Origin of the sequence: Streptomyces blattellae (genome assembly GCF_009709555.1) — a bacterium.
Taxonomy (GTDB): domain Bacteria; phylum Actinomycetota; class Actinomycetes; order Streptomycetales; family Streptomycetaceae; genus Streptomyces; species Streptomyces blattellae.
The window spans coordinates 13,032-31,827 of the sequence record NZ_WJBG01000212.1; the positions used below are offsets into that span (position 1 = coordinate 13,032).

General features: G+C 69.4%; 18 protein-coding genes and 1 pseudogene. 5 read left to right on the top strand and 14 right to left on the bottom strand.

Going from position 1 to position 18,796, the window contains the following annotated elements; genetic code table 11:
* Positions 1-214: 214 nt before the first annotated feature.
* Together GFH49_RS28415 and GFH49_RS28420 are read left to right on the top strand one after the other, a co-directional pair.
* Positions 215-1,057 carry an SCO4651 family lipoprotein gene (locus tag GFH49_RS28415; RefSeq protein ID WP_155058909.1) on the top strand — a complete coding sequence of 281 codons (843 nt, stop codon included), beginning with the start codon at positions 215-217 and terminating at the stop codon, positions 1,055-1,057.
* 135 nt (positions 1,058-1,192) lie between these two features.
* Positions 1,193-1,375: a hypothetical protein gene (locus tag GFH49_RS28420; RefSeq protein ID WP_155058910.1), complete on the top strand. Its 183-nt coding sequence runs from the start codon at positions 1,193-1,195 to the stop codon at positions 1,373-1,375.
* 75 nt (positions 1,376-1,450) lie between these two features.
* Here the strand turns inward: GFH49_RS28420 and GFH49_RS28425 are convergent, their stop codons facing one another.
* Entirely contained in the window at positions 1,451-1,807 is a 357-nt protein-coding gene (locus GFH49_RS28425; RefSeq protein WP_155058911.1) for a metal-sensitive transcriptional regulator, read from the bottom strand.
* A 251-nt stretch (positions 1,808-2,058) separates the two neighbouring features.
* On the opposite strand from GFH49_RS28425, the gene GFH49_RS28430 reads away from it, so the two are divergent.
* Together GFH49_RS28430 and GFH49_RS28435 are read left to right on the top strand one after the other, a co-directional pair.
* Positions 2,059-2,679 carry a DUF47 domain-containing protein gene (locus GFH49_RS28430; RefSeq protein ID WP_015659485.1) on the top strand — a complete coding sequence of 207 codons (621 nt, stop codon included), beginning with the start codon at positions 2,059-2,061 and terminating at the stop codon, positions 2,677-2,679.
* Positions 2,680-2,688: 9 nt separating this feature from the next.
* Positions 2,689-3,687, top strand: a complete 999-nt coding sequence (locus GFH49_RS28435) for an inorganic phosphate transporter (RefSeq protein WP_155058912.1) — start codon at positions 2,689-2,691, stop codon at positions 3,685-3,687.
* A gap of 205 nt (positions 3,688-3,892) precedes the next feature.
* Here the strand turns inward: GFH49_RS28435 and pstB are convergent, their stop codons facing one another.
* From pstB to mshD, 10 genes and pseudogenes are all read right to left on the bottom strand, one after another.
* Positions 3,893-4,669 carry a phosphate ABC transporter ATP-binding protein PstB gene (pstB, locus tag GFH49_RS28440; RefSeq protein ID WP_155058913.1) on the bottom strand — a complete coding sequence of 259 codons (777 nt, stop codon included), beginning with the start codon at positions 4,667-4,669 and terminating at the stop codon, positions 3,893-3,895.
* 77 nt (positions 4,670-4,746) lie between these two features.
* Positions 4,747-5,808, bottom strand: a complete 1,062-nt coding sequence (gene pstA / locus GFH49_RS28445) for a phosphate ABC transporter permease PstA (RefSeq protein ID WP_155058914.1) — start codon at positions 5,806-5,808, stop codon at positions 4,747-4,749.
* The gene (gene pstC, locus GFH49_RS28450; RefSeq protein WP_155058915.1) at positions 5,805-6,806 is read right to left on the bottom strand and encodes a phosphate ABC transporter permease subunit PstC; all 1,002 of its coding nucleotides are present in this window, start codon (positions 6,804-6,806) and stop codon (positions 5,805-5,807) included. Before pstC ends, pstA begins: the two co-directional genes overlap by 4 nt.
* Before the next feature lie 105 nt (positions 6,807-6,911).
* The gene (gene pstS / locus GFH49_RS28455; protein ID WP_155058916.1) at positions 6,912-8,036 is read right to left on the bottom strand and encodes a phosphate ABC transporter substrate-binding protein PstS; all 1,125 of its coding nucleotides are present in this window, start codon (positions 8,034-8,036) and stop codon (positions 6,912-6,914) included.
* Between the two features lie 221 nt (positions 8,037-8,257).
* Complete coding sequence (locus tag GFH49_RS28460) at positions 8,258-8,680, bottom strand: NUDIX hydrolase (protein ID WP_155058917.1); 423 nt, start codon at positions 8,678-8,680, stop codon at positions 8,258-8,260.
* Positions 8,681-8,717: 37 nt separating this feature from the next.
* The gene (locus GFH49_RS28465) at positions 8,718-9,953 is read right to left on the bottom strand and encodes a CHAD domain-containing protein (RefSeq protein WP_155058918.1); all 1,236 of its coding nucleotides are present in this window, start codon (positions 9,951-9,953) and stop codon (positions 8,718-8,720) included.
* The gene (locus GFH49_RS28470) at positions 9,934-12,165 is read right to left on the bottom strand and encodes an RNA degradosome polyphosphate kinase (protein WP_155058919.1); all 2,232 of its coding nucleotides are present in this window, start codon (positions 12,163-12,165) and stop codon (positions 9,934-9,936) included. The genes GFH49_RS28465 and GFH49_RS28470 overlap by 20 nt, the downstream gene beginning before the upstream one ends.
* Before the next feature lie 312 nt (positions 12,166-12,477).
* Positions 12,478-12,798, bottom strand: a complete 321-nt coding sequence (locus GFH49_RS41255; RefSeq protein ID WP_155058920.1) for a hypothetical protein — start codon at positions 12,796-12,798, stop codon at positions 12,478-12,480.
* Positions 12,799-12,856: 58 nt separating this feature from the next.
* Positions 12,857-13,018 (bottom strand): annotated as a pseudogene (locus GFH49_RS40515) (GntR family transcriptional regulator); the annotation flags it as partial.
* 88 nt (positions 13,019-13,106) lie between these two features.
* Entirely contained in the window at positions 13,107-14,033 is a 927-nt protein-coding gene (mshD, locus tag GFH49_RS28485) for a mycothiol synthase (RefSeq protein ID WP_155058921.1), read from the bottom strand.
* 154 nt (positions 14,034-14,187) lie between these two features.
* Between mshD and GFH49_RS28490 the strand changes: the two genes are divergently transcribed.
* The gene (locus GFH49_RS28490) at positions 14,188-15,996 is read left to right on the top strand and encodes a bifunctional metallophosphatase/5'-nucleotidase (RefSeq protein ID WP_155058922.1); all 1,809 of its coding nucleotides are present in this window, start codon (positions 14,188-14,190) and stop codon (positions 15,994-15,996) included.
* A 66-nt stretch (positions 15,997-16,062) separates the two neighbouring features.
* Here GFH49_RS28490 and GFH49_RS28495 read toward each other — a convergent pair whose 3' ends face one another.
* The 3 genes from GFH49_RS28495 to GFH49_RS28505 form a co-directional block, all read right to left on the bottom strand.
* Complete coding sequence (locus GFH49_RS28495) at positions 16,063-18,126, bottom strand: pectinesterase family protein (protein WP_155058923.1); 2,064 nt, start codon at positions 18,124-18,126, stop codon at positions 16,063-16,065.
* Positions 18,127-18,208: 82 nt separating this feature from the next.
* Positions 18,209-18,541: a hypothetical protein gene (locus tag GFH49_RS28500; protein WP_155058924.1), complete on the bottom strand. Its 333-nt coding sequence runs from the start codon at positions 18,539-18,541 to the stop codon at positions 18,209-18,211.
* Positions 18,538-18,786 (bottom strand): hypothetical protein, encoded by a 249-nt coding sequence (locus GFH49_RS28505; RefSeq protein WP_155058925.1) that lies wholly within the window; start codon positions 18,784-18,786, stop codon positions 18,538-18,540. Before GFH49_RS28505 ends, GFH49_RS28500 begins: the two co-directional genes overlap by 4 nt.
* Positions 18,787-18,796 lie beyond the last annotated feature (10 nt).

Genomic DNA, 18,796 nt, shown 5'->3' on the forward strand with positions numbered 1-18,796 from the left:
GCCTTGGTCAACCGTCGTTGTGAGATGTTCCGGGTCTGCCTGGCCGGAATCCAGGCCGTCGTGGTGCGCCACACCTTCTACCGTACCCAGCGCGGGTAAACGGTTTCTCCGCTCACTGTCCGTCTTCGGCCAGCGTGACGAGGCCACCCAGCCGTCGTTATCCGTAAGCGACAGGGGGCCCGGGACGGACGTAGCGGCTGGGGGTAGGCAGGCGATGGCGGAGCGGCAGCGGCGACAGTGGCGGACGGCGACAGGGGTCGCGGGACTCATGGTCTGCGCATGCGCCACCGGGTGTTCCGGCGGGGCCGCCGCGGAGGACGCGCGTGCGGCCGCAGATCCCGTCGAGGCCCTGCACCGGGCCGCCGGCCGGCTGGTGGACGCGGGCAGTGCCCAGGCCCGTACCTCCATGGAGATGGCCACCGGCGGAACCCGCGTCACCATCCGGGGAGAAGGGGTGTACGACTTCTCCCGGCAGCTCGGGCGGCTGAAGGTGCTGCTGCCCCAGGATCCGGCGGGGAGCCGGGAACACCGGTCGATCACCGAACTCCTTGCCCCGGGCGCGCTGTTCATGAAGAACCGGGGGGCCGGGGTGCCCGCCGACAAATGGGTGCGCGTGGACACCGCCACGCTCTCCGACGGCAACCTCGTCACCGGTGGCGCCACGGACCCGTTCGCCGCCGCCGAGTTGCTGCGCGGGACGCGGACGGCGACGTATGTGGGGGAGACCGAGGTCGCGGGGACCGCCGTACGGCACTACCGGGGGACCGCCGACCTCGCGGACGCGGCCCAGGAGGCCTCGGAAGGAAACCAGAAAGCGCTCGCCGCGGCGGCGAAAGGGTTCGCCAGGGCCACTGTGCCCTTCGACGTCTACCTCGACGAGCAGGGGCGCATCCGCAAGATCCGGCACCGGTTCAGCTTCGTCAACTTCGTGGGCGGACAGCAGCAGAACACCGTCGCGGTGGCCTCGACGACGCTGCTGTACGACTTCGGGGCCCCTGTCCACGTAGAGCTGCCGGCGACCGGGGACATCTACGCCGGGAAGATCGCCGAGGAGTGAGCCGGGGCTCACGGGGAAGCCGTGGGGAAAGGTGCGCGGAAGAATGACGGGCGTCAAGAACTAGCCCGTCCGTGCCATGCGCGTTGTGTAGGCCGCTCCCTACTCTAGGAAGTCGGTGACGGCAGAGAAGAGGTGATGCACGTGGCTCCGGTCGGCGGTACGGCAGTTCAGGACCACGTGGCCCTCGCCGAGATCGAGCTGTGCGGAGACCTGATCATCGCGGCGTCGGCCGCCCACGAGGACCGGCTCAGCATGGAGAGCATCGACGAGGTGCTGAAAGTGGCCGAAACACGTGAGCGCGCAGAGCCGCACAATTGATACGGCCCGCGCCCCTTTGGGGCGCGGTGAACGTCGCGCGGTGGATGTGGCGCGGTGAACGTCGCGCGGTGAATCTCACGTGCGCAGCAGTCGGCCGATCGCCTTTGTCGCCTCCTCCACCTTCGCGTCGATCTCCGTGCCGCCCTTGACGGCGGCGTCGGCGACGCAGTGGCGCAGGTGCTCCTCCAGGAGTTGCAGGGCGAAGGACTGCAGGGCCTTGGTGGAGGCGGACACCTGCGTGAGTATGTCGATGCAGTAGACGTCCTCGTCGACCATGCGCTGCAGGCCGCGGATCTGGCCCTCGATCCTGCGCAGGCGTTTGAGGTGTTCGTCCTTCTGCTTGTGGTACCCGTGGATCCCGCGGTCGTGGTCGGTGACCACGGTCGCGGCGGCCTCGGAGGGCGCCCCGGCGCCGGCCTCGGTGGTCGTCATCGCGTCCTCCAGACACATATACCCCTACTGGGTATATCGTACCGAACTTTGCTGGGTATAGGGCTGTTGGCCAATGCCGCAGGCAGAAGCCAGTACCGAAGCCAGTACCGAAGCCAGGACCGAAGCCTTGTTACGCCCCTGTGCGGAGCAGTCTGCTCGATGGGCGACACTGGGGGGCGGCCCATTAGCCATGGCTGGATGATGTGCCTAGCATCAGCCTGACCGAAACCGAAGCATCCCGAGGACCCCACGTGCGCTTTCGTCTGACCCCCAGGGAGACGAGCTTCTATGACATGTTTGCCGCGTCCGCGGACAACATCGTCACGGGCTCGAAACTCCTGATGGAATTGCTCGGGGCGGACACCGCCGGCCGGGCCGAGATCGCAGAGCGTATGCGGGCCGCGGAACATGCGGGTGACGATGCGACACACGCGATCTTCCACCAGTTGAACTCCTCGTTCATCACGCCGTTCGACCGTGAGGACATCTACTCCCTGGCTTCGTCCCTCGACGACATCATGGACTTCATGGAGGAGGCCGTCGACCTCGTCGTCCTCTACAACGTGGAGGAACTGCCCAAGGGCGTCGAGCAGCAGATCGAGGTGCTGGCGCGGGCGGCCGAGCTGACGGCCGAGGCGATGCCGAATCTGCGGACGATGGACAACCTCACCGAGTACTGGATCGAGGTCAACCGGCTGGAGAACCAGGCCGACCAGATCCACAGAAAGCTTCTTGCACATCTCTTCAACGGCAAGTACGACGCGATCGAGGTGCTGAAGCTCAAGCAGATCGTGGATGTGCTGGAGGAGGCGGCGGACGCGTTCGAGCATGTGGCGAACACGGTGGAGACCATCGCCGTCAAGGAGTCCTGAGCCCACGCCATGGACACCTTCGCGCTGGTCGTGACCGTTCTGGTCGCGCTCTTCTTCACCTACACCAACGGCTTCCACGATTCGGCGAACGCGATCGCCACGTCGGTGTCGACGCGTGCGCTGACGCCCAAGGCCGCGCTGGCGATGGCGGCCGTGATGAATCTCGCCGGAGCCTTTATGGGCAGCGGGGTCGCCAAGACGGTCAGTGAGGGGCTGATTCAGACACCCGAGGGGTCGAAGGGGATGGGGATCCTCTTCGCCGCGCTCATAGGCGCGATCACGTGGAACCTCGTCACCTGGTACTTCGGGCTGCCCTCGTCGTCCTCGCACGCGTTGTTCGGCGGGATGGTGGGGGCCGCGCTGGCGGGTGGGACCACCGTCTACTGGGACGGGGTGCTGGAGAAGATCGTCATTCCGATGTTCGTGTCGCCTGTGGTGGGCATGGCGGTCGGATATCTGGTGATGACGGCGATCATGTGGATCTTCCGGCGGGCGAATCCGCACAAGGCCAAGCGGGGGTTCCGGATAGCGCAGACGGTCTCCGCGGCGGGGATGGCTCTGGGGCACGGTCTGCAGGATGCGCAGAAGACCATGGGCATTGTGGTCATGGCGCTGGTCATCGCCGATGTCGAGGACTACGGCGATCCGATTCCGGTGTGGGTGAAGATCGTGTGCGCCGTGATGCTGTCGCTCGGTACGTATGCCGGGGGGTGGCGGATCATGCGGACGCTGGGGCGGAAGATCATCGAGTTGGATCCGCCGCAGGGGTTCGCGGCGGAGACGACGGGGGCGTCGATCATGTTCACCACGGCGTTCTTGTTCAAGGCGCCGATTTCCACGACGCATGTGATCACGTCGGCGATCATGGGGGTGGGGGCTACCAAGCGGGTCAATGCCGTGCGGTGGGGCGTTGCCAAGAACATTGTGCTCGGGTGGTTCATCACGATGCCGGCGGCTGCGGTGGTGGCCGCGGGGGCGTTCGGGGTCGTGAACCTGGCGTTTCTGTAGCGGTGCGCGTGGGTGGGGGTTGCTGTGGGGTGGTGCGGCGGCCCGGCGTTGACGGGGTGCCGCCTGCGCCCACCCGTGCCGCCCTAGGCGGCACGAATGCCCGCAGCCTGGGCGGGCGCAGGGGGTGGGCCCGCCCCCCGGCTCCCGGGGGGCGGGCCCTTTTGGCCTCGCGGTGGCACCGCCATGCAGCACCGCGAGGGGTCTGTCAGCCGAAGCGGCCGGAGATGTAGTCCTCGGTGGCCTGGACCGACGGGTTGGAGAAGATGCGCTCCGTGTCGTCTATCTCGATGAGCTTGCCCGGCTGGCCGACGGCGGCGAGGTTGAAGAAGGCGGTGCGGTCGGAGACCCGGGCCGCCTGCTGCATGTTGTGCGTCACGATGACGATCGTGAAGCGCTCCTTCAGCTCGCCGATCAGGTCCTCGATCGCGAGGGTGGAGATGGGGTCGAGGGCCGAGCAGGGCTCGTCCATCAGCAGCACGTTCGGTTCCACCGCGATCGCCCGCGCGATGCACAGACGCTGCTGCTGACCGCCCGACAGGCCCGAACCCGGCTTGTTCAGGCGGTCCTTGACCTCGTTCCAGAGGTTCGCGCCCTTGAGGGACTTCTCGACGATGTCGTCCAGCGCGGCCTTCTTGTACGAGCCGTTGAGCCGCAGGCCGGCCGCCACGTTGTCGTACACCGACATCGTGGGGAACGGGTTCGGACGCTGGAAGACCATGCCGACCTCGCGCCGCACGGACACCGGGTCCACCCCAGCGCCGTACAGGTTCTCGTCGTCGAGCATGACCTTGCCCTCGACCCTGCCGCCCGGCGTCACCTCGTGCATGCGGTTGAGCGTGCGCAGGAACGTGGACTTGCCGCAGCCGGAGGGGCCGATGAAGGCGGTCACGGAGCGGGGCTCGACGGTCATCGAGATGTCTTCGATGGCGCGGAAGGAGCCGTAGTAGGCGTTCAGCCCGCTTACGTCAATTCGCTTGGCCATGGGTATCACTGCTTCTTTCGGGAAATCTGAGATCGGTCGCTGTCGGTCTCACGCGGCGGTGGCCGCACATCGTCGCGTCAGCGACCGGTCTTCGGCGCCTTCCAGCGGGCGATGCCGCGGGCTGCCAGGTTCAGGATCATCACGAAGGCGATCAGAGTGAGGGCCGCGGCCCAGGCACGGTCGTACGCCGCACCTTCGCCGGCGCTGTTCTTGAACTGCTGGTAGATGTACAGCGGCAGCGACGATTGCGCACCCTCGAACGGGTTGTTGTTGATGAACGGGTTGCCGAACACCAGCAACAGTACGGGTGCGGTCTCACCGGCGATACGGGCCACCGCCAGCATGATGCCGGTGGTGATACCGCCGATCGCGGTCGGCAGGACCACCTTCAGGATGGTGCGCCACTTCGGCACGCCCAGTGCGAAGGACGCCTCCCGCAGCTCGTTCGGGACGAGCTTGAGCATCTCCTCCGTGGAGCGGACCACAACCGGCATCATCAGGATCGTCAGCGCGAGCGCACCGGCGAAGCCGGAGAAGCCCAGGTCGAACATGAGCAGAAGCGAGAGGATGAACAGACCGGCGACGATCGACGGGATGCCCGTCATGACGTCGACGAAGAAGGTGACGGCCCGGGCGAGGTTGCCCCGCCCGTACTCCACCAGGTAGATCGCGGTGAGCACACCGATCGGCACGGCGATCAGGGTGGCGATGCCGACCTGCTCCAGGGTGCCGATGATGGCCGCGTAGATGCCGCCGCCCGGCTCGGTGTCGGCGACGACGCCCATCGAGTGGCTGAGGAAGTATCCGTCGAGCACTTTGGTGCCGCGCTCGACGGTGGCCCAGATCAGCGATGCGAGCGGCACCACGGCGAGCAGGAAGGCGACCCAGACCAGCGAGGTCGCGATGCGGTCCTTGGCCTGGCGGCGGCCTTCGACCCGGCCGGCGATGACGAACGTACCGAGGACGAAGAGGATCGCGGCGATCAGACCCCACTGGATCCGGCTGTCGATCCCGGTGGCCAGGCAGAGGCCGACGGAGACGGCGACGGAACCCGCGCCCAGCGCCCACGGGAACCACTTCGGCAACCGCTCGCCCTGCAGGGAGCTGGGGCGCTTGTCGTTGATGGCGGTGGTGCTCATGCGTTGGCCCCCGAGAACTCCTTGCGGCGGGCGATGATCATGCGAGCCGCGCCGTTGACCAGCAGGGTGATGACGAACAGGACCAGGCCGGAGGCGATGAGCGCGTCCTGGCCGAACTCGTCCGCCTCGGGGAACTTGGCGGCGATGTTCTGGGCGAAGGTGCCGCCGCCCGGGTTGAGCAGGCTGCCGTGGATCAGGAAGTCCGGGGAGAGCACGGTGGCGACGGCCATCGTCTCGCCGAGCGCGCGGCCGAGGCCCAGCATCGAGGCGGAGATGATGCCGGAGCGGCCGAACGGCAGGACGGCCATCCGGATGACCTCCCAGCGCGTCGCGCCGAGAGCCAGTGCCGCTTCCTCGTGCATCTGCGGGACCTGGTTGAAGACCTCACGGCTCACGTTCGTGATGATCGGCAGGATCATGATCGCGAGCAGGACGCCGACGGTGAGCATCGAGCGCGGGGCGCCTTCCTCCCAGGAGAAGACGCCGGTCCAGCGGAAGTAGTCGTTCAGCCAGCCGAAGAGGCCGTCCATCTGCGGTACGAGGATCAGGGCGCCCCACAGGCCGTACACGATGGACGGTACGGCGGCGAGCAGGTCGATCACGTACGCGATGGGGGAGCTGAGCCTGCGCGGGGCGTAGTGGGTGATGAACAGCGCGATGGCGACGGAGACCGGGACCGCGATGGCCATGGCGATGATCGAGGAGATGATCGTGCCGTAGGCCAGGACCGCGATGCCGAAGACCGGCGGCTGGGTTCCGGTGTTCCACTCGAAGGTGGTGAGGAAGTTGCCCTCGTTGTCGCTGATCGCGATGGCGGCCCGCCAGCTGAGGAAGACCGCGATCGCGGCCATGATCAGCAGCAGGAAGATGCCGGAGCCGCGGGCGAGACCGAGGAAGACCCGGTCTCCGGGGCGGGTGGCGCCGCGGGCGGCACGCTTGCGCTCGCCCTGGGTCGGCTGGGGCGTCGGGGGAGGTGCGTCTTGTGTGGTTATGTCCATCGGGTTTCTCCGGTCTGCGGAGCCGTACTCGGCGTACGGTTCCTGGCGGCGGTGCACCGGACGGTGCGGCCCGGCCCCGAGGGGGAACCGGGCCGCACGCTCAGGTCAGCTCAGGCCCGCGATGGTGGTGCGGACCTTGGAGATGATGTCGTCGGGGATCGGGGCGTAGGAGTTCTCGGCGAGGAGGCCCTGGCCCTCCTCGCTGGCGATGTAGGTCAGGAACGACTTGACGGTGGGCAGGGTCTCGGCCTTGTTGCCCTTGTCGCAGACGATCTCGTACGTGACCAGGGTGATCGGGTAGGCGCCGTCGGCCTTGGTGTTGTAGTTGATCTCAAGCGCCAGGTCCTTGCCCGTGCCGACGACCTCGGCGTCCGCGATGGCGGCGGTGGCGGTGTCGGACGTGGGCTTGACCGGCTCGGCGGCGCCCGTGTCGATCGCGACGGTCGACATGTCCTTCGCGTACGACTCCTCCATGTAGCTGATGGCGCCGGAGGTCTGCTTCACGCTCTGCGCGACACCGGAGGAACCGGACGCGGCCTGGCCGCCCGGAGCCGTCCACGCCTTGCCGCCCTCGTACGTCCAGTCGCTCGGGGCGGCGGCGGTCAGGTACTTGGTGAAGTTGTCCGTGGTGCCGGACTCGTCCGAGCGGTGGAACGCCTGGATCTTGGTGCTGGGCAGGTCGGCGCCGGGGTTCAGCTCCTTGATCGCCGCGTCGTCCCAGTTCTTGATCTTGCCGCTGAAGATCTTGGCGATCGTCGGCGCGTCCAGGACCAGGTTGTCGACACCCTCGACGTTGTACGCGAGGGCGATCGCGCCGCCGACCATCGGGAGGTCGATGCCCTGGCCGCCGGAGCAGACCTCCTTGGAGGCGGTGACCTCTTCGGGCTTCAGCGCGGAGTCCGAGCCGGCGAAGGCGACCGTGCCCTGGTTGAACGCGGTGATACCGGCGCCGGAGCCGCCGCCCTTGTAGTTGATCTGGACGCCGGAGCACTGGGCCGAGAACTGCTTCACCCAGGCGTCGATCGCGTTCTTCTGCGCGGACGAGCCGTCGGCGAGCAGCTGGCCGCTGGCGTCGCCGCAGTCGATGGAGCCGGCCTGGGCGGTGGCGGTGGAGTCGCCGCCGCTGCTCTCGCCGGTGTCGTCCGAGCCGCACGCCGTGAGGGCCAGGGCGCCGGAGACGGCGATCGCGCCGAGAGCGAGAGCCCGCCGGTTCTTGCGCTGAAGCTTCACTTGAGGGGGTTCCTTCCAGGAGCCGCCGTCCTGAATCGGCGGCGTGCGAACGACTGGTGGGAACGGGCGCGCGTTCGAGGTGTGCCCGTCATCAGGTAAGGCCGAAATTAGGCAGGTGAGGTGAAGCCGCCTATGGCCGGAAGTGAATGGAGGGTGAACCCCTGCCGTCGGTGCGGTTAGGTCACGGAAGGCTCACGTTGTGGACACGGGGCGATTCCGGACTATGCCAGGGGAAGGGCGTCCAGGAGTGCGTCCACGAGGGTGCGGTCCCTCGGCTGGGTGAGCCGGTCGCGGGCGGCCGTCGGGGAGAGCCACAGCAGGCGGTCCACTTCGTCGTCGGGGGTGAAGGTGCCGGGTCCCGCCTCGGCCGCCCAGTAACGCACCTGCTTGGGACGGCCGCCTGCGAAGTAGTGGGCGGTGGGCAGTTCGGCCCCCGGCACCGCGCTGCAGCCCGTCTCCTCCGCCACCTCCCGCATGGCGCCCGAGAGCGGTTCCTCACCGCGTTTCAGCTTGCCCTTGGGGTGGGACCAGTCGTCGTATTTCGGGCGGTGTACGAGACATATCTCCAGTTCACCGTCCACAGGCGAGCGCCGCCACAGCACGCAGCCGGCTGCCTGGACGATGTCGTCGCTCGTGTGCGTCACCGGGGTTCCACCGCCTCCTCAAGGGTGCTCGTGCGGGTCAGGCCGTGCCGACGGCCTGCTTCTGCCACGACTGCTGGAACGTGAAACGCGCCGCCTCCACCTCGTGCCGCTGGTCGGCGTGGAGCACGCCGAGGGCGTACGCCGTCGCCGGGGCGATGCGCGGCGTGCGAGCCGCGGCGGCCGCGGCCGCCGCTGCCTCCGAGGCGTCACGGTGCCGGTCGAGGGCCTGGCCCGAGGTGAGCAGGCGGGTGTCCACCGGTGAGTCCTCGCCGCGCAGCACCTCGCGAGCGTAGCGGTGCAGGCGCAGCAGCAGGCGGACCTGGTGCCAGGAGGCGTCCTGCGGGTGCGGGGCCGGATCCGGGGAGAGGCCGTGGACCAGTGCCTCCGCGTTGTACGGGCTGCCGGCCGTCACCAGGGGGAGGGCGGAGACCGCGTCGGTGAGGCGCTCCTCGGCCGCGGCGGCGTGGGGGCGGAGGTCGGCGGTGGGGGCGGTGGGCGTGAGGGGGACGTCGCTGGCCAGTACGGCGATGTTGTCCGCGACCGCGTGGAAGCGGGAGGAGCCGAGGGCCTGGAGGGCGGTGGAGTGGGCCCGGGTCCGGGCGAGGGTGAGCTGGCGTTCCAGCAGAGCGCCTGCCTTTGCCGCGCCTACGGTGAGGTTGCCGCGGTCCGTGGGCCGGCCGCTCGGGGGACCGGCGTCCTGCAGTGCCGCCGCGCCCGTCCGTGCCGCCCCAGCGGCACGACCGCCCACAGCCGCGTCGGCCGACGAGCCTGCCGGAGCCCCGCTCGCGGATGCGGTGGTCGAGCGGCTGCCCACTGCGGCGGCAGCCCCGGACTGGCCCGGGAAAGCCGTCGCCCCCGACAACCGGTGCAGCGCCAGCAGCAGCCGCTCCAGGCGGGCCGCGTACGCGTGTTCCATCGCCAACGTGCCCGACAGCCAGGCCAGTTCGGGGCGGATGGACTCGGACCAGTCCGGGTCGAGCAGGGGGCGGAAGGTGTGCAGGCTGCCGCTGATACGGCGAGCCGAGCGGCGCAGGGCACGCGCCGCGTCGACGGCTTCCTCCGCGCCCGAGCCCGCGCCCGCGCCCGAGCCCCCGCCCGAACCTGATCCCGCGCCCGAGCCTGATCCCGCGCCATTGGCGGTGTTGCCGCCGGTCTCGCGGTGCAGCCGCAGTGCACGGAGGAACTCCATGGCCTGGGCGCGCAGATAGCCCGCGAGGGCTTCCCCGGTCAGCCCGGCCGTGGGGTCCGTCGGTTCAAGGTGTTGCTGTGCCACGCCGGCGCCTCCGGGCGTCAATGAGCATCTCCTGGATGTTCCGCAGGGGCTGGCCGTCCGCGTCGGTCGCGTGCCGGGTCCACTCGCCGTCCGGGCCGAGATGCCAGGACGAGGTGGCGCTGGACATGCCGGTCTCAAGGAGCCGGTTGAGCGCGGCGCGGTGAGCCGGGTCGGTGACCCTCACCAGGGCCTCGATGCGGCGGTCGAGGTTGCGGTGCATCATGTCGGCGCTGCCGATCCACACCTCGGGCTCGCCGCCGTTGCCGTAGGCGAAGATCCGGGAGTGCTCCAGGAAGCGGCCGAGGATCGAGCGGACCCGGATGTTCTCCGAGAAGCCCGTCACTCCAGGGCGGATCGCGCAGATGCCGCGTACCCAGATGTCGACCGGCACGCCCGCCTGGGACGCGCGGTACAGGGCGTCGATGACGGCTTCGTCCACCATCGAGTTGACCTTGATCCGGATGAACGCGGGGCGTCCGGCACGGTGGTGCTGGACCTCCTTGCCGATCCGCGCGATCAGGCCGTCCCTGAGCGACTTGGGGGCCACCAGCAGCCGTCGGTAGGTCTCGCGGCGCGAGTATCCCGACAGCCGGTTGAACAGGTCGGACAGGTCCGCGCCGACCTGGGGGTCGGCGGTGAGCAGGCCGAGGTCCTCGTAGAGGCGGGCCGTCTTCGGGTGGTAGTTGCCGGTGCCGACGTGGCTGTACCGCCGTAGCGTGTCGCCCTCCTGACGGACCACCAGCGACAGCTTGCAGTGCGTCTTCAGGCCGACCAGGCCGTAGACGACGTGGCAGCCGGCCTCCTCCAGCTTGCGCGCCCACTTGATGTTGGCGTGCTCGTCGAAGCGGGCCTTGATCTCGACCAGGACGAGGACCTGCTTGCCGGCCTCGGCGGCGTCTATGAGCGCGTTGACGATCGGGGAGTCGCCGGAGGTCCGGTACAGGGTCTGCTTGATCGCGAGGACGTCGTCGTCCTCGGCGGCCTGCTCCAGGAACGCCTGCACGGAGGTGGAGAAGCTGTCGTACGGGTGGTGCAGCAGTATGTCCCGGCTGCGCATGGCGGCGAAGATGTCGGGCGCGGACGCGGACTCGACCTCGGCCAGGTCGCGGTGGACGCCGGCGACGAACTTGCGGTACTTCAGCTCGGGGCGGTCGAGGCCGGCGATGCGGAAGAGGCCCGTGAGGTCCAGCGGACCCGGCAGCGGGTACACCTCGGCCTCGCTGACCTTCAGCTCCCGCACCAGCAGGTCGAGCACCTCGCGGGCGATGGACTCCTCCACCTCCAGGCGCACCGGCGGTCCGAAGCGGCGCCGCATCAGCTCCTTCTCCAGGGCCTGCAGGAGGTTCTCGGCGTCGTCCTCCTCGACCTCCAGGTCCTCGTTCCGGGTGAGCCGGAAGGTGTGGTGCTCCAGGACCTCCATGCCCGGGAACAGCTCCTCCAGGTGGGCGGCGATGACGTCCTCTATGGGGACGTACCGGCCGGGGGAGCTTTCCAGGAAGCGGGACAGCAGCGGCGGCACCTTCACGCGCGCGAAGTGGCGGTGGCCGGTGACCGGGTTGCGTACGACGACGGCCAGGTTCAGGGAGAGGCCGGAGATGTACGGGAAGGGGTGCGCCGGGTCGACCGCGAGGGGGGTGAGGACCGGGAAGATCTGGTGCCGGAACAGGGTGAAGAGGCGTGCCTGCTCCTTCTCGGTCAGCTCGGCCCAGCGGACCAGGTGGACGCCCTCTTCGGCCAGCGCGGGGGCGACGTCCTCGTGGTAGCAGGCGGCGTGCCGGGCCATCAGCTCGCGGGAGCGGGCCCAGATCATCTCCAGCACCTCACGCGGCTGGAGGCCGGAGGCGGATCGCGTGGCCACACCGGTGGCGATACGGCGCTTCAGGCCGGCCACCCGGACCATGAAGAACTCGTCCAGGTTGGAGGCGAAGATCGCGAGGAAGTTCGCCCGCTCCAGCAGGGGTGTGTCCGGGTCCTCGGCGAGTTCCAGGACCCGCTCGTTGAACGCGAGCCAGCTCCGCTCCCGGTCGAGGAAGCGGCCCTGGGGCAGCTGCGGCCCGTCGGCTTGAGCCTCGTCGTAGGCGTCGAGGTCGGCATCGAGGTCGGGTTCCAGGTCGGACACCGCGGCGGCCACCGTGTGGGGCCGGTGCGCGGCGATGGAACCGACGGACGGCTGGGCATGCTGAACCTGTGCCTGGGTGTTGGACTGACTCATGAACCCATTGTTCCGCGCCGGGAGCGCAACGGGCGCGTCGGACAACGCGGCGGGCAGGGCGGCGAAGGTGTGCCTGGCGTCCCCGTTCCTCGCACGGCCCTCCTCGGGCGTCGAAGGCTCTGGCACGGCTTGGTTCATTCGCTGAGCGTCGCAAGCTCGCCTGAACCGATGGTTACGGCGACATGACGTGCGGGATAGCGGGGCGAGGCTCCCGGGCGTCCACGTCCCGTCATGCCCTTCGTACGAAGGGCATGACGCAGGCATGCGCATCCGCCCTGGCCGCTCTCAGGGACGTACGCACATCAGGGTGCGTCAGCCGGTACGGCGCCTGACCAGGCGGAACGCGGCCAAGGCGGCTGCGGCGGCCACGGCGAGGACGATGGCCGTCGCGGTGAGCTGGAGGGGCCAGTAGTGGGAGGCGGGGTGGTAGTCGGCGTAGTAGGCGGTCGCGTCGAGCCGCTCCAGGGTGGCGCGGCACCCCGCGACGAGCGCGCCGCCGCATTGGGGGTCGGCGATCCGGTCGCCGGAAAGCTCGCCGCACCGGCGGCACCGGCGGCACCGGCCGCACTGGCGTTCACTGGTGGCACTGGTGGCACTGGTGGCACCGGCGGCACCGGCCGCACTGGCGTTCACTGGTGGCACTGGTGGCACTGGCGTTCACTGGTGGCGCTGGCGGCACCGGCCGCCCTGGTCAGCGCCGGCACCGGGCTGCTCGCTTCTCGCCTGCGGCGAAGTGCGTGTCGAGTACGGCGGTGAAGAGTGCGGCCACGTCCTCCCGCCCGAGCCCCTCCTCGCGGGCCCGCACCGCCCAGGCGCCCAGCTCCGCACGGAGTGGGGAGTCGGCGGGGGCGGTTGGCCGCGAAAGTCAAGCGTGCTTCCGCGTACCGATCCCCGGCGCCCGTCCCAGCACCGCCCCCGCACCGTCACCGCACGGCGCGGCGTCAAGTCTCCGTTCGGTACATCAGGTCCGTCTCGTGCGTGACGAAGCCCAGCCGCTCGTACACCGACACCGCGGCCCTGTTGTCGGCGTCGACGTACAGCATCGCGGTCGGCAGGGCCTGTGCCGCCAGATGACGCAGCCCGATCGTCGTCAGGGCCTTGCCCAGGCCGCCGCCCTGGGCGCCGGGCCGCACACCGAGGACGTACACCTCGCCCAGCCCCTCGGCCGCGTGGACCTTGGTCCAGTGGAAGCCGATCAGCTCGCCCTCCCGCTCCGCCAGGAAGAACCCGGCGGGATCGAACCACGGCTCGGCCATCCGGTCGTCCAGGTCCCGCTGGGTGAGGGAGCCCTGCTCGGGGTGGTGGGCGAAGGCGGCGGCGTTCACGGCGAGCCAGGCGGCGTCGTCCTGGCCGGGGACGAAGGTCCGCACGCTCACGCCGGGCGCAAGGACCGGATCGGGCAGGTCGAGGTCCGTCAACGGCCGCCGCAGCTGGCGCAGTTCGCGGAACAGTGTCAGCCCCAGCACCTGCGCCAGATGCCGCGCCGCCGCATGCCCGCCGTGCGCCCACACCCGCAGCCGCTTCCCGGACGCGGCCAGCAGCGCCGAGCCCAGCGCCCGCCCGTGCCCGTGCCCGCGGTGCGAGGGGTGTACGACCAGTTCGGCGGCCGGCGCCTCCACCGGATCGGTGTCCTCCAGCTGGGCGTAGCCGACGAGTTCGTCGCCGACCGTGAGGAGGAGATGGGCGATGCCCTCCCGTCCGCCACCGCGCAGATACAGCCGCCCCTGCTCGGACACCGCCTGCTGGCCGTCGGCGTCCGCGGCCTCCGCGAGCAGCGCGAGCACGGACCCGGTCTGTTCCGGGGAGAGCACGGAGTAGGTCGCGATGGCGCGTGGGCGGGCCGGATATGCCGTGTCGTCGCTGGTCATGAGTACGAGGGTACGGGCAGCTCCGGTCAAAGTGGCGGTAGTGCGCGGCAACGAAGCAACCAGGATGTAACCATGAACCCCCTGTCGCGCTACGCGCGTTGACTCTAGGCTGCCGCCCGAGCCACACCCACTTCGCAGACCCACAGGGGGGCGCATGCCCGACACATCCCAGCCGCACCACCGCGGCAGACGCCGTACGCAGGCACTCCTCGCAGCAGCTGCGGGACTGGCGACCGCCGGTGCGCTGCTCGCGGCGATCCCGGCCGGGGCGGCACCGGACGGCAAGGGGGCGGGCCACCGGCTGCCCGGCCGCTACCAGGACGTCCAGCTGCTGTCCTTCAACGACCTGCACGGCAACCTGGAGCCGCCGTCCGGTTCCTCGGGCCGGGTCACCGAAGTGCACGAGGACGGCACCACGTCCACGATCGACGCGGGCGGCGTCGAGTACCTCGCCACGCACCTGCGTGACGCGCGCAAGGGCAACAAGTACTCCATCACCGCGGCCGCCGGCGACATGGTCGGCGCCTCCCCGCTGATCTCGGGTCTCTTCCACGACGAGCCCACCATCGAGGCGCTCAACCAGCTCGACCTCGATGTGACGAGCGTCGGCAACCACGAGTTCGACGAGGGCGCCAGGGAACTGGGCCGGCTGCAGAACGGCGGCTGCCACCCCACCGACGGCTGCTACGGCGACGAGGAGTTCGAGGGCGCCGACTTCCCGTATCTCGCGGCCAACGTCCTGGACGAGAAGACCGGCAAGCCGATCCTCAAGCCCTACTCGGTCTGGAAGCAGAACGGCGTCAAGGTCGGCTTCATCGGCGTGACCCTGGAGGACACCCCGGGCGTCGTCTCCGCCGACGGCGTCAAGGGCCTGAAGTTCGAGGACGAGGTCGAGACGATCAACAAGTACGCCAAGGAGCTGCAGCGGCAGGGCGTGAAGTCGATCGTCGCGCTGGTCCACGAGGGCGGGGCCCCGGCCTCCTCCGCGTACAACTACGACTGCGACTCGCCCGGCGCCGGCGACGGCATCTCCGGCCCCATCGTCGACATCGCCAAGAACGTCACCCCGCAGGTGGACGCGCTGGTCACCGGGCACACCCACGCCGCGTACGCGTGCACGATCAACGACCCGTCGGGCAAGCCGCGCACGGTCACCTCGGCCGCGTCCTTCGGCCGCCTCTACACGGACACCACGCTGACGTACGACCGGCGGACGGGTGACATCGTCCGTACGGCCGTCGAGTCCGCGAACCACGTGGTCACCCGGACCGTGCCCAAGGCGAAGGACATGACCGAGCTGATCGCCGAGTGGAACACCCTCGCCGCGCCCGTCGGCAACCGCGCGATCGGCTACATCTCCGCTGATATCGCCAATTCCGGTACGGAGTCCCCGCTCGGCGACCTCATCGCCGACGCGCAGCTGGCGTACGGCAGGGAGCTGGACGCGGGGACCGACCTCGCGCTGATGAACCCGGGCGGTATCCGGGCGCCGCTGACGTACACGGCCAAGGGTGCCGAGGGCGACGGTGTGGTGACGTACGCGGAGGGCTTCGCGGTGCAGCCGTTCGCGAACACGGTCAACTTGCAGGACTTCACCGGCGCCCAGCTGATCCAGGTGCTGAAGGAGCAGGTGAGCGGGGTGAACGCCGCGTCGCCGAAGATCCTCCAGCCTTCGTCCGGGCTGACGTACACCCTCGACATGACGAAGTCCGGCGCCGACCGTGTCGTCACCGACTCGATCAGGATCGACGGCGCGGCCGTCGACCCGGCCGCCACCTACCGCGTCGCGACGAACAACTTCCTCGCGGGCGGCGGCGACGGGTTCCCGACGCTGGGCCAGGGCACGAACGACCTGGTCGGCGGGGACGACCTGGCCGCTCTGGAGCAGTACCTCACGGCCAACTCCTCGGCCGCGGACCCGATCGCGCCGCCGAAGGCGGACCGGATCACGGTCCTGAGCTAGGCGCCCCGCTGACGACGGCCCTCCGGAGGAGTTCCTCCGGAGGGCCGTCGTCGCATGAGCGAGGTGTCAGGACGCCGTGGGAGTCCAGTCGCCGAGCCAGTCCGCGACCTCCTGGCCGGCGGCCTGCGCGTCGGTCAGCTGTGGCCGGTCGCTGCTCGCGCCGCCCGCACCGTCGCCGGTGTTCCGGTACTCGGCGAACCGGTCGTCCTTCCAGGAGAAGCCGCCCATGTCGGACCAGGGCGTCGACTTGATCGCGGCGCTCAGCGTGGTGTTGCGTACGGTCGTCTGGGGGTCGACGGTGGTGTCGCCGCCCGGGTGCCAGTTGCGGCCGAGGTAGAAGGAGCCCGCGGAGACATCACCGTTGATCGCGGAGCGGTTGATGAGGATGCCCTTGCGTTCCGCGGGCGTGCTCGGGGCGGTGACGTACCCGGACGAGGTGCCGTTCCAGCGCTTCTTCAGCGTGATGACGGACCTGTCGACGACGGCCGTGGCCCGGCCGAAGATGAAGTCGACATTGCCGGTGATGTAGGAGTTGCTGATGTAGACCCGGCCGAGCCTGTCCCTGGCGGCGGTCTCCAGCTCCAGGGTGTCCTGGTCGCCGTTGACGATGAGACTGTCCAGGACGATCCTGTCGGCCTGCGTCAGCAGCGCCACCGCCTGGTTGGCGATGTCCTGATGGCTGGCCTCGTCGAAGTCGTTGGTGACGGTCAGGTTGCGGACCTGGGAGTCGTCGGACTGGATGGACATGGTGGCGCTGCCCGCGGTGCCGTACGTGCCCGAGCCGTCGGGCTTGGGGGTCCCGGCGGCGTTGTTGTAGACGATCACCGTGTCCCTGCGGCTGCCGCCGCTGCCCTGGATGGTGACGTGCGGCTTGTTGGCCGGGACCTTGACGACCTCGCGGTACGTTCCCGGCCGCACGGAGATCACGACGCGGGAGGCGTTGTTCACCGGGACGGCGTCGACGGCGGCCTGGACGGTCCGGTACTGGGCGGACCCGTCGGCGGCGACGGTGAGGGTGGTCGCCGCGGCAGCGGTCGTCGAGGCGGTCGTCGTGCCGATGGAACTGCGGGGCCCGGCACCGGACTTGAGGAGGTTCGGGACGTCGGCGGCGTTGTCGAGCGTGTAGCCGTAGTAGGTCTTCGGGTCAAACGCGGTTCCACCGCTCTCGTTCCGTCCGCTGGTGCCGGAGAAGACGTTGCCGCGCTGCACGATGCTCGCGGTGCTGTCCTTGATGACGGGGTTGTTGATGCCCTGGAAGTAGGAGTTCTCCAGGACCATCTTGGTCGCCCCGCGCGAGTAGTTGCCGTACGAGGACGTGATGTCCGTCCCCGCCACGTCCTCCAGGAAGTTGTTGTAGAGGTGCGCGTGGGCGGCGTTGTCGGTCGAGGGGTTGCGCTGCTCGGTCTCGCGGATCCAGTTGTGGTGGATCGTGATGTCCGTCCTGACGTTCTCGGTCCAGCCGATGCCAAAGGCCTTGTTGTCCTGGCTGAGCTTGTTCCAGGACACGGTGACGTCGGTGCTGTCCTTGCGGACGTCGATGAGCCCGTCGGCCATGTGCCGCAGATCGTTGTGATCGATCCAGACGTGGTGCGCGCCGTCCATCTGGACGGCGTCGAAGTCATGGTCCTTGTCGTTCCAGACGCCCTGGTACGAGTCCCGGATGGTCAGATTCCGGATGATGACGTTGTGCACCCCGGACCCGAGGAAGAACCCGCCGCCGACGATGTGCCCGGAGGTCCCGGACCCGACGATGGTCTTGTCGGAGGCGACCTTGATCTCTTTCCCGACCGGATCCATGTTGATGGTGGCGGCGACGACGATGACGTAAGGCTCGGCGGCGGTCGCGTACTTCTCCAGGTCCGCAAGCGTCCTGACGGTGACGGTCTCGCCGTCCCGGCCGCCGTAAGTCCCGTTCTGGCCAAGTGAGTTGACCGAGGCGAAGCCGTCGGCGGTGGCAGTGGCCCAGGCGGGCGCCTCGGCCGCGGAGGCCGTGCGCTGCGCGTCCTCACCGAAGGCGCCGAGGTCCGTGCCGTAGGCGAGGGTTCCGGCGGCGGTGAGGGCGAGGGGGACGCCGACGGTCAGGGCCTTGCGGCTCCTGCGGTGCCGGTGCTTGCTGTGCTGTTCACTCATGCGGCGATCCGTTCCGTGCGGGGGGATGGTCCGAGAAACCGGTTGCCGCCCCGCACGGAAAGGTTGCCGCGTTTGAATTCCGCTACCTGCCGCGGCCTTCTTCCAGTTCGCTCCCGGGGATGCGTTCGCCCCTGCTGACCGCGATCCGCAGGACGTCCTCCAGGCATTCCGCCGCCCTGGTGAGCGCGAAGCGTGCCGCCCGCTCCCCCGCCGTGCGGTCGGCCAGTACCGCCCTGGCTCCGGCGAGGACTTGCTCCCCGGAGGAGAGCTGAGCCGCCTCGACGTCGTCGGCGAGCAGGGAGAGCCTGCTGTGCCCGCTGTCAGCGCTGAGGTAACAGGGCTTTCCCTCGGGCGAGGTCCACGGCAGGAGGCGGAGCTTGGTGTCCGCTGCCGGCGGTTCTTCGGCGAGGCTCATGCGGCGGCCTCCAGGCCCTTCCGTGCGCGGCGCTCGTCCGGTGTGAGGAGGTACGGGCGTACGAGGTGGGTGTCGGGCTCGAACGGCCACAGGTCGAGGGGATGGTGACCGGATGGCGCGGCCAACGAGCGGACACTGGACGGGCGTTGGGTGGGCGCAGCTCGGTGGCGTCCGCGGGCGGGCAGCAGTACCCGTACGAGCACGAGCAGTAGCGATTCGATGACTCGGGCGGTACGTTCACGCATGTCGGCGTTC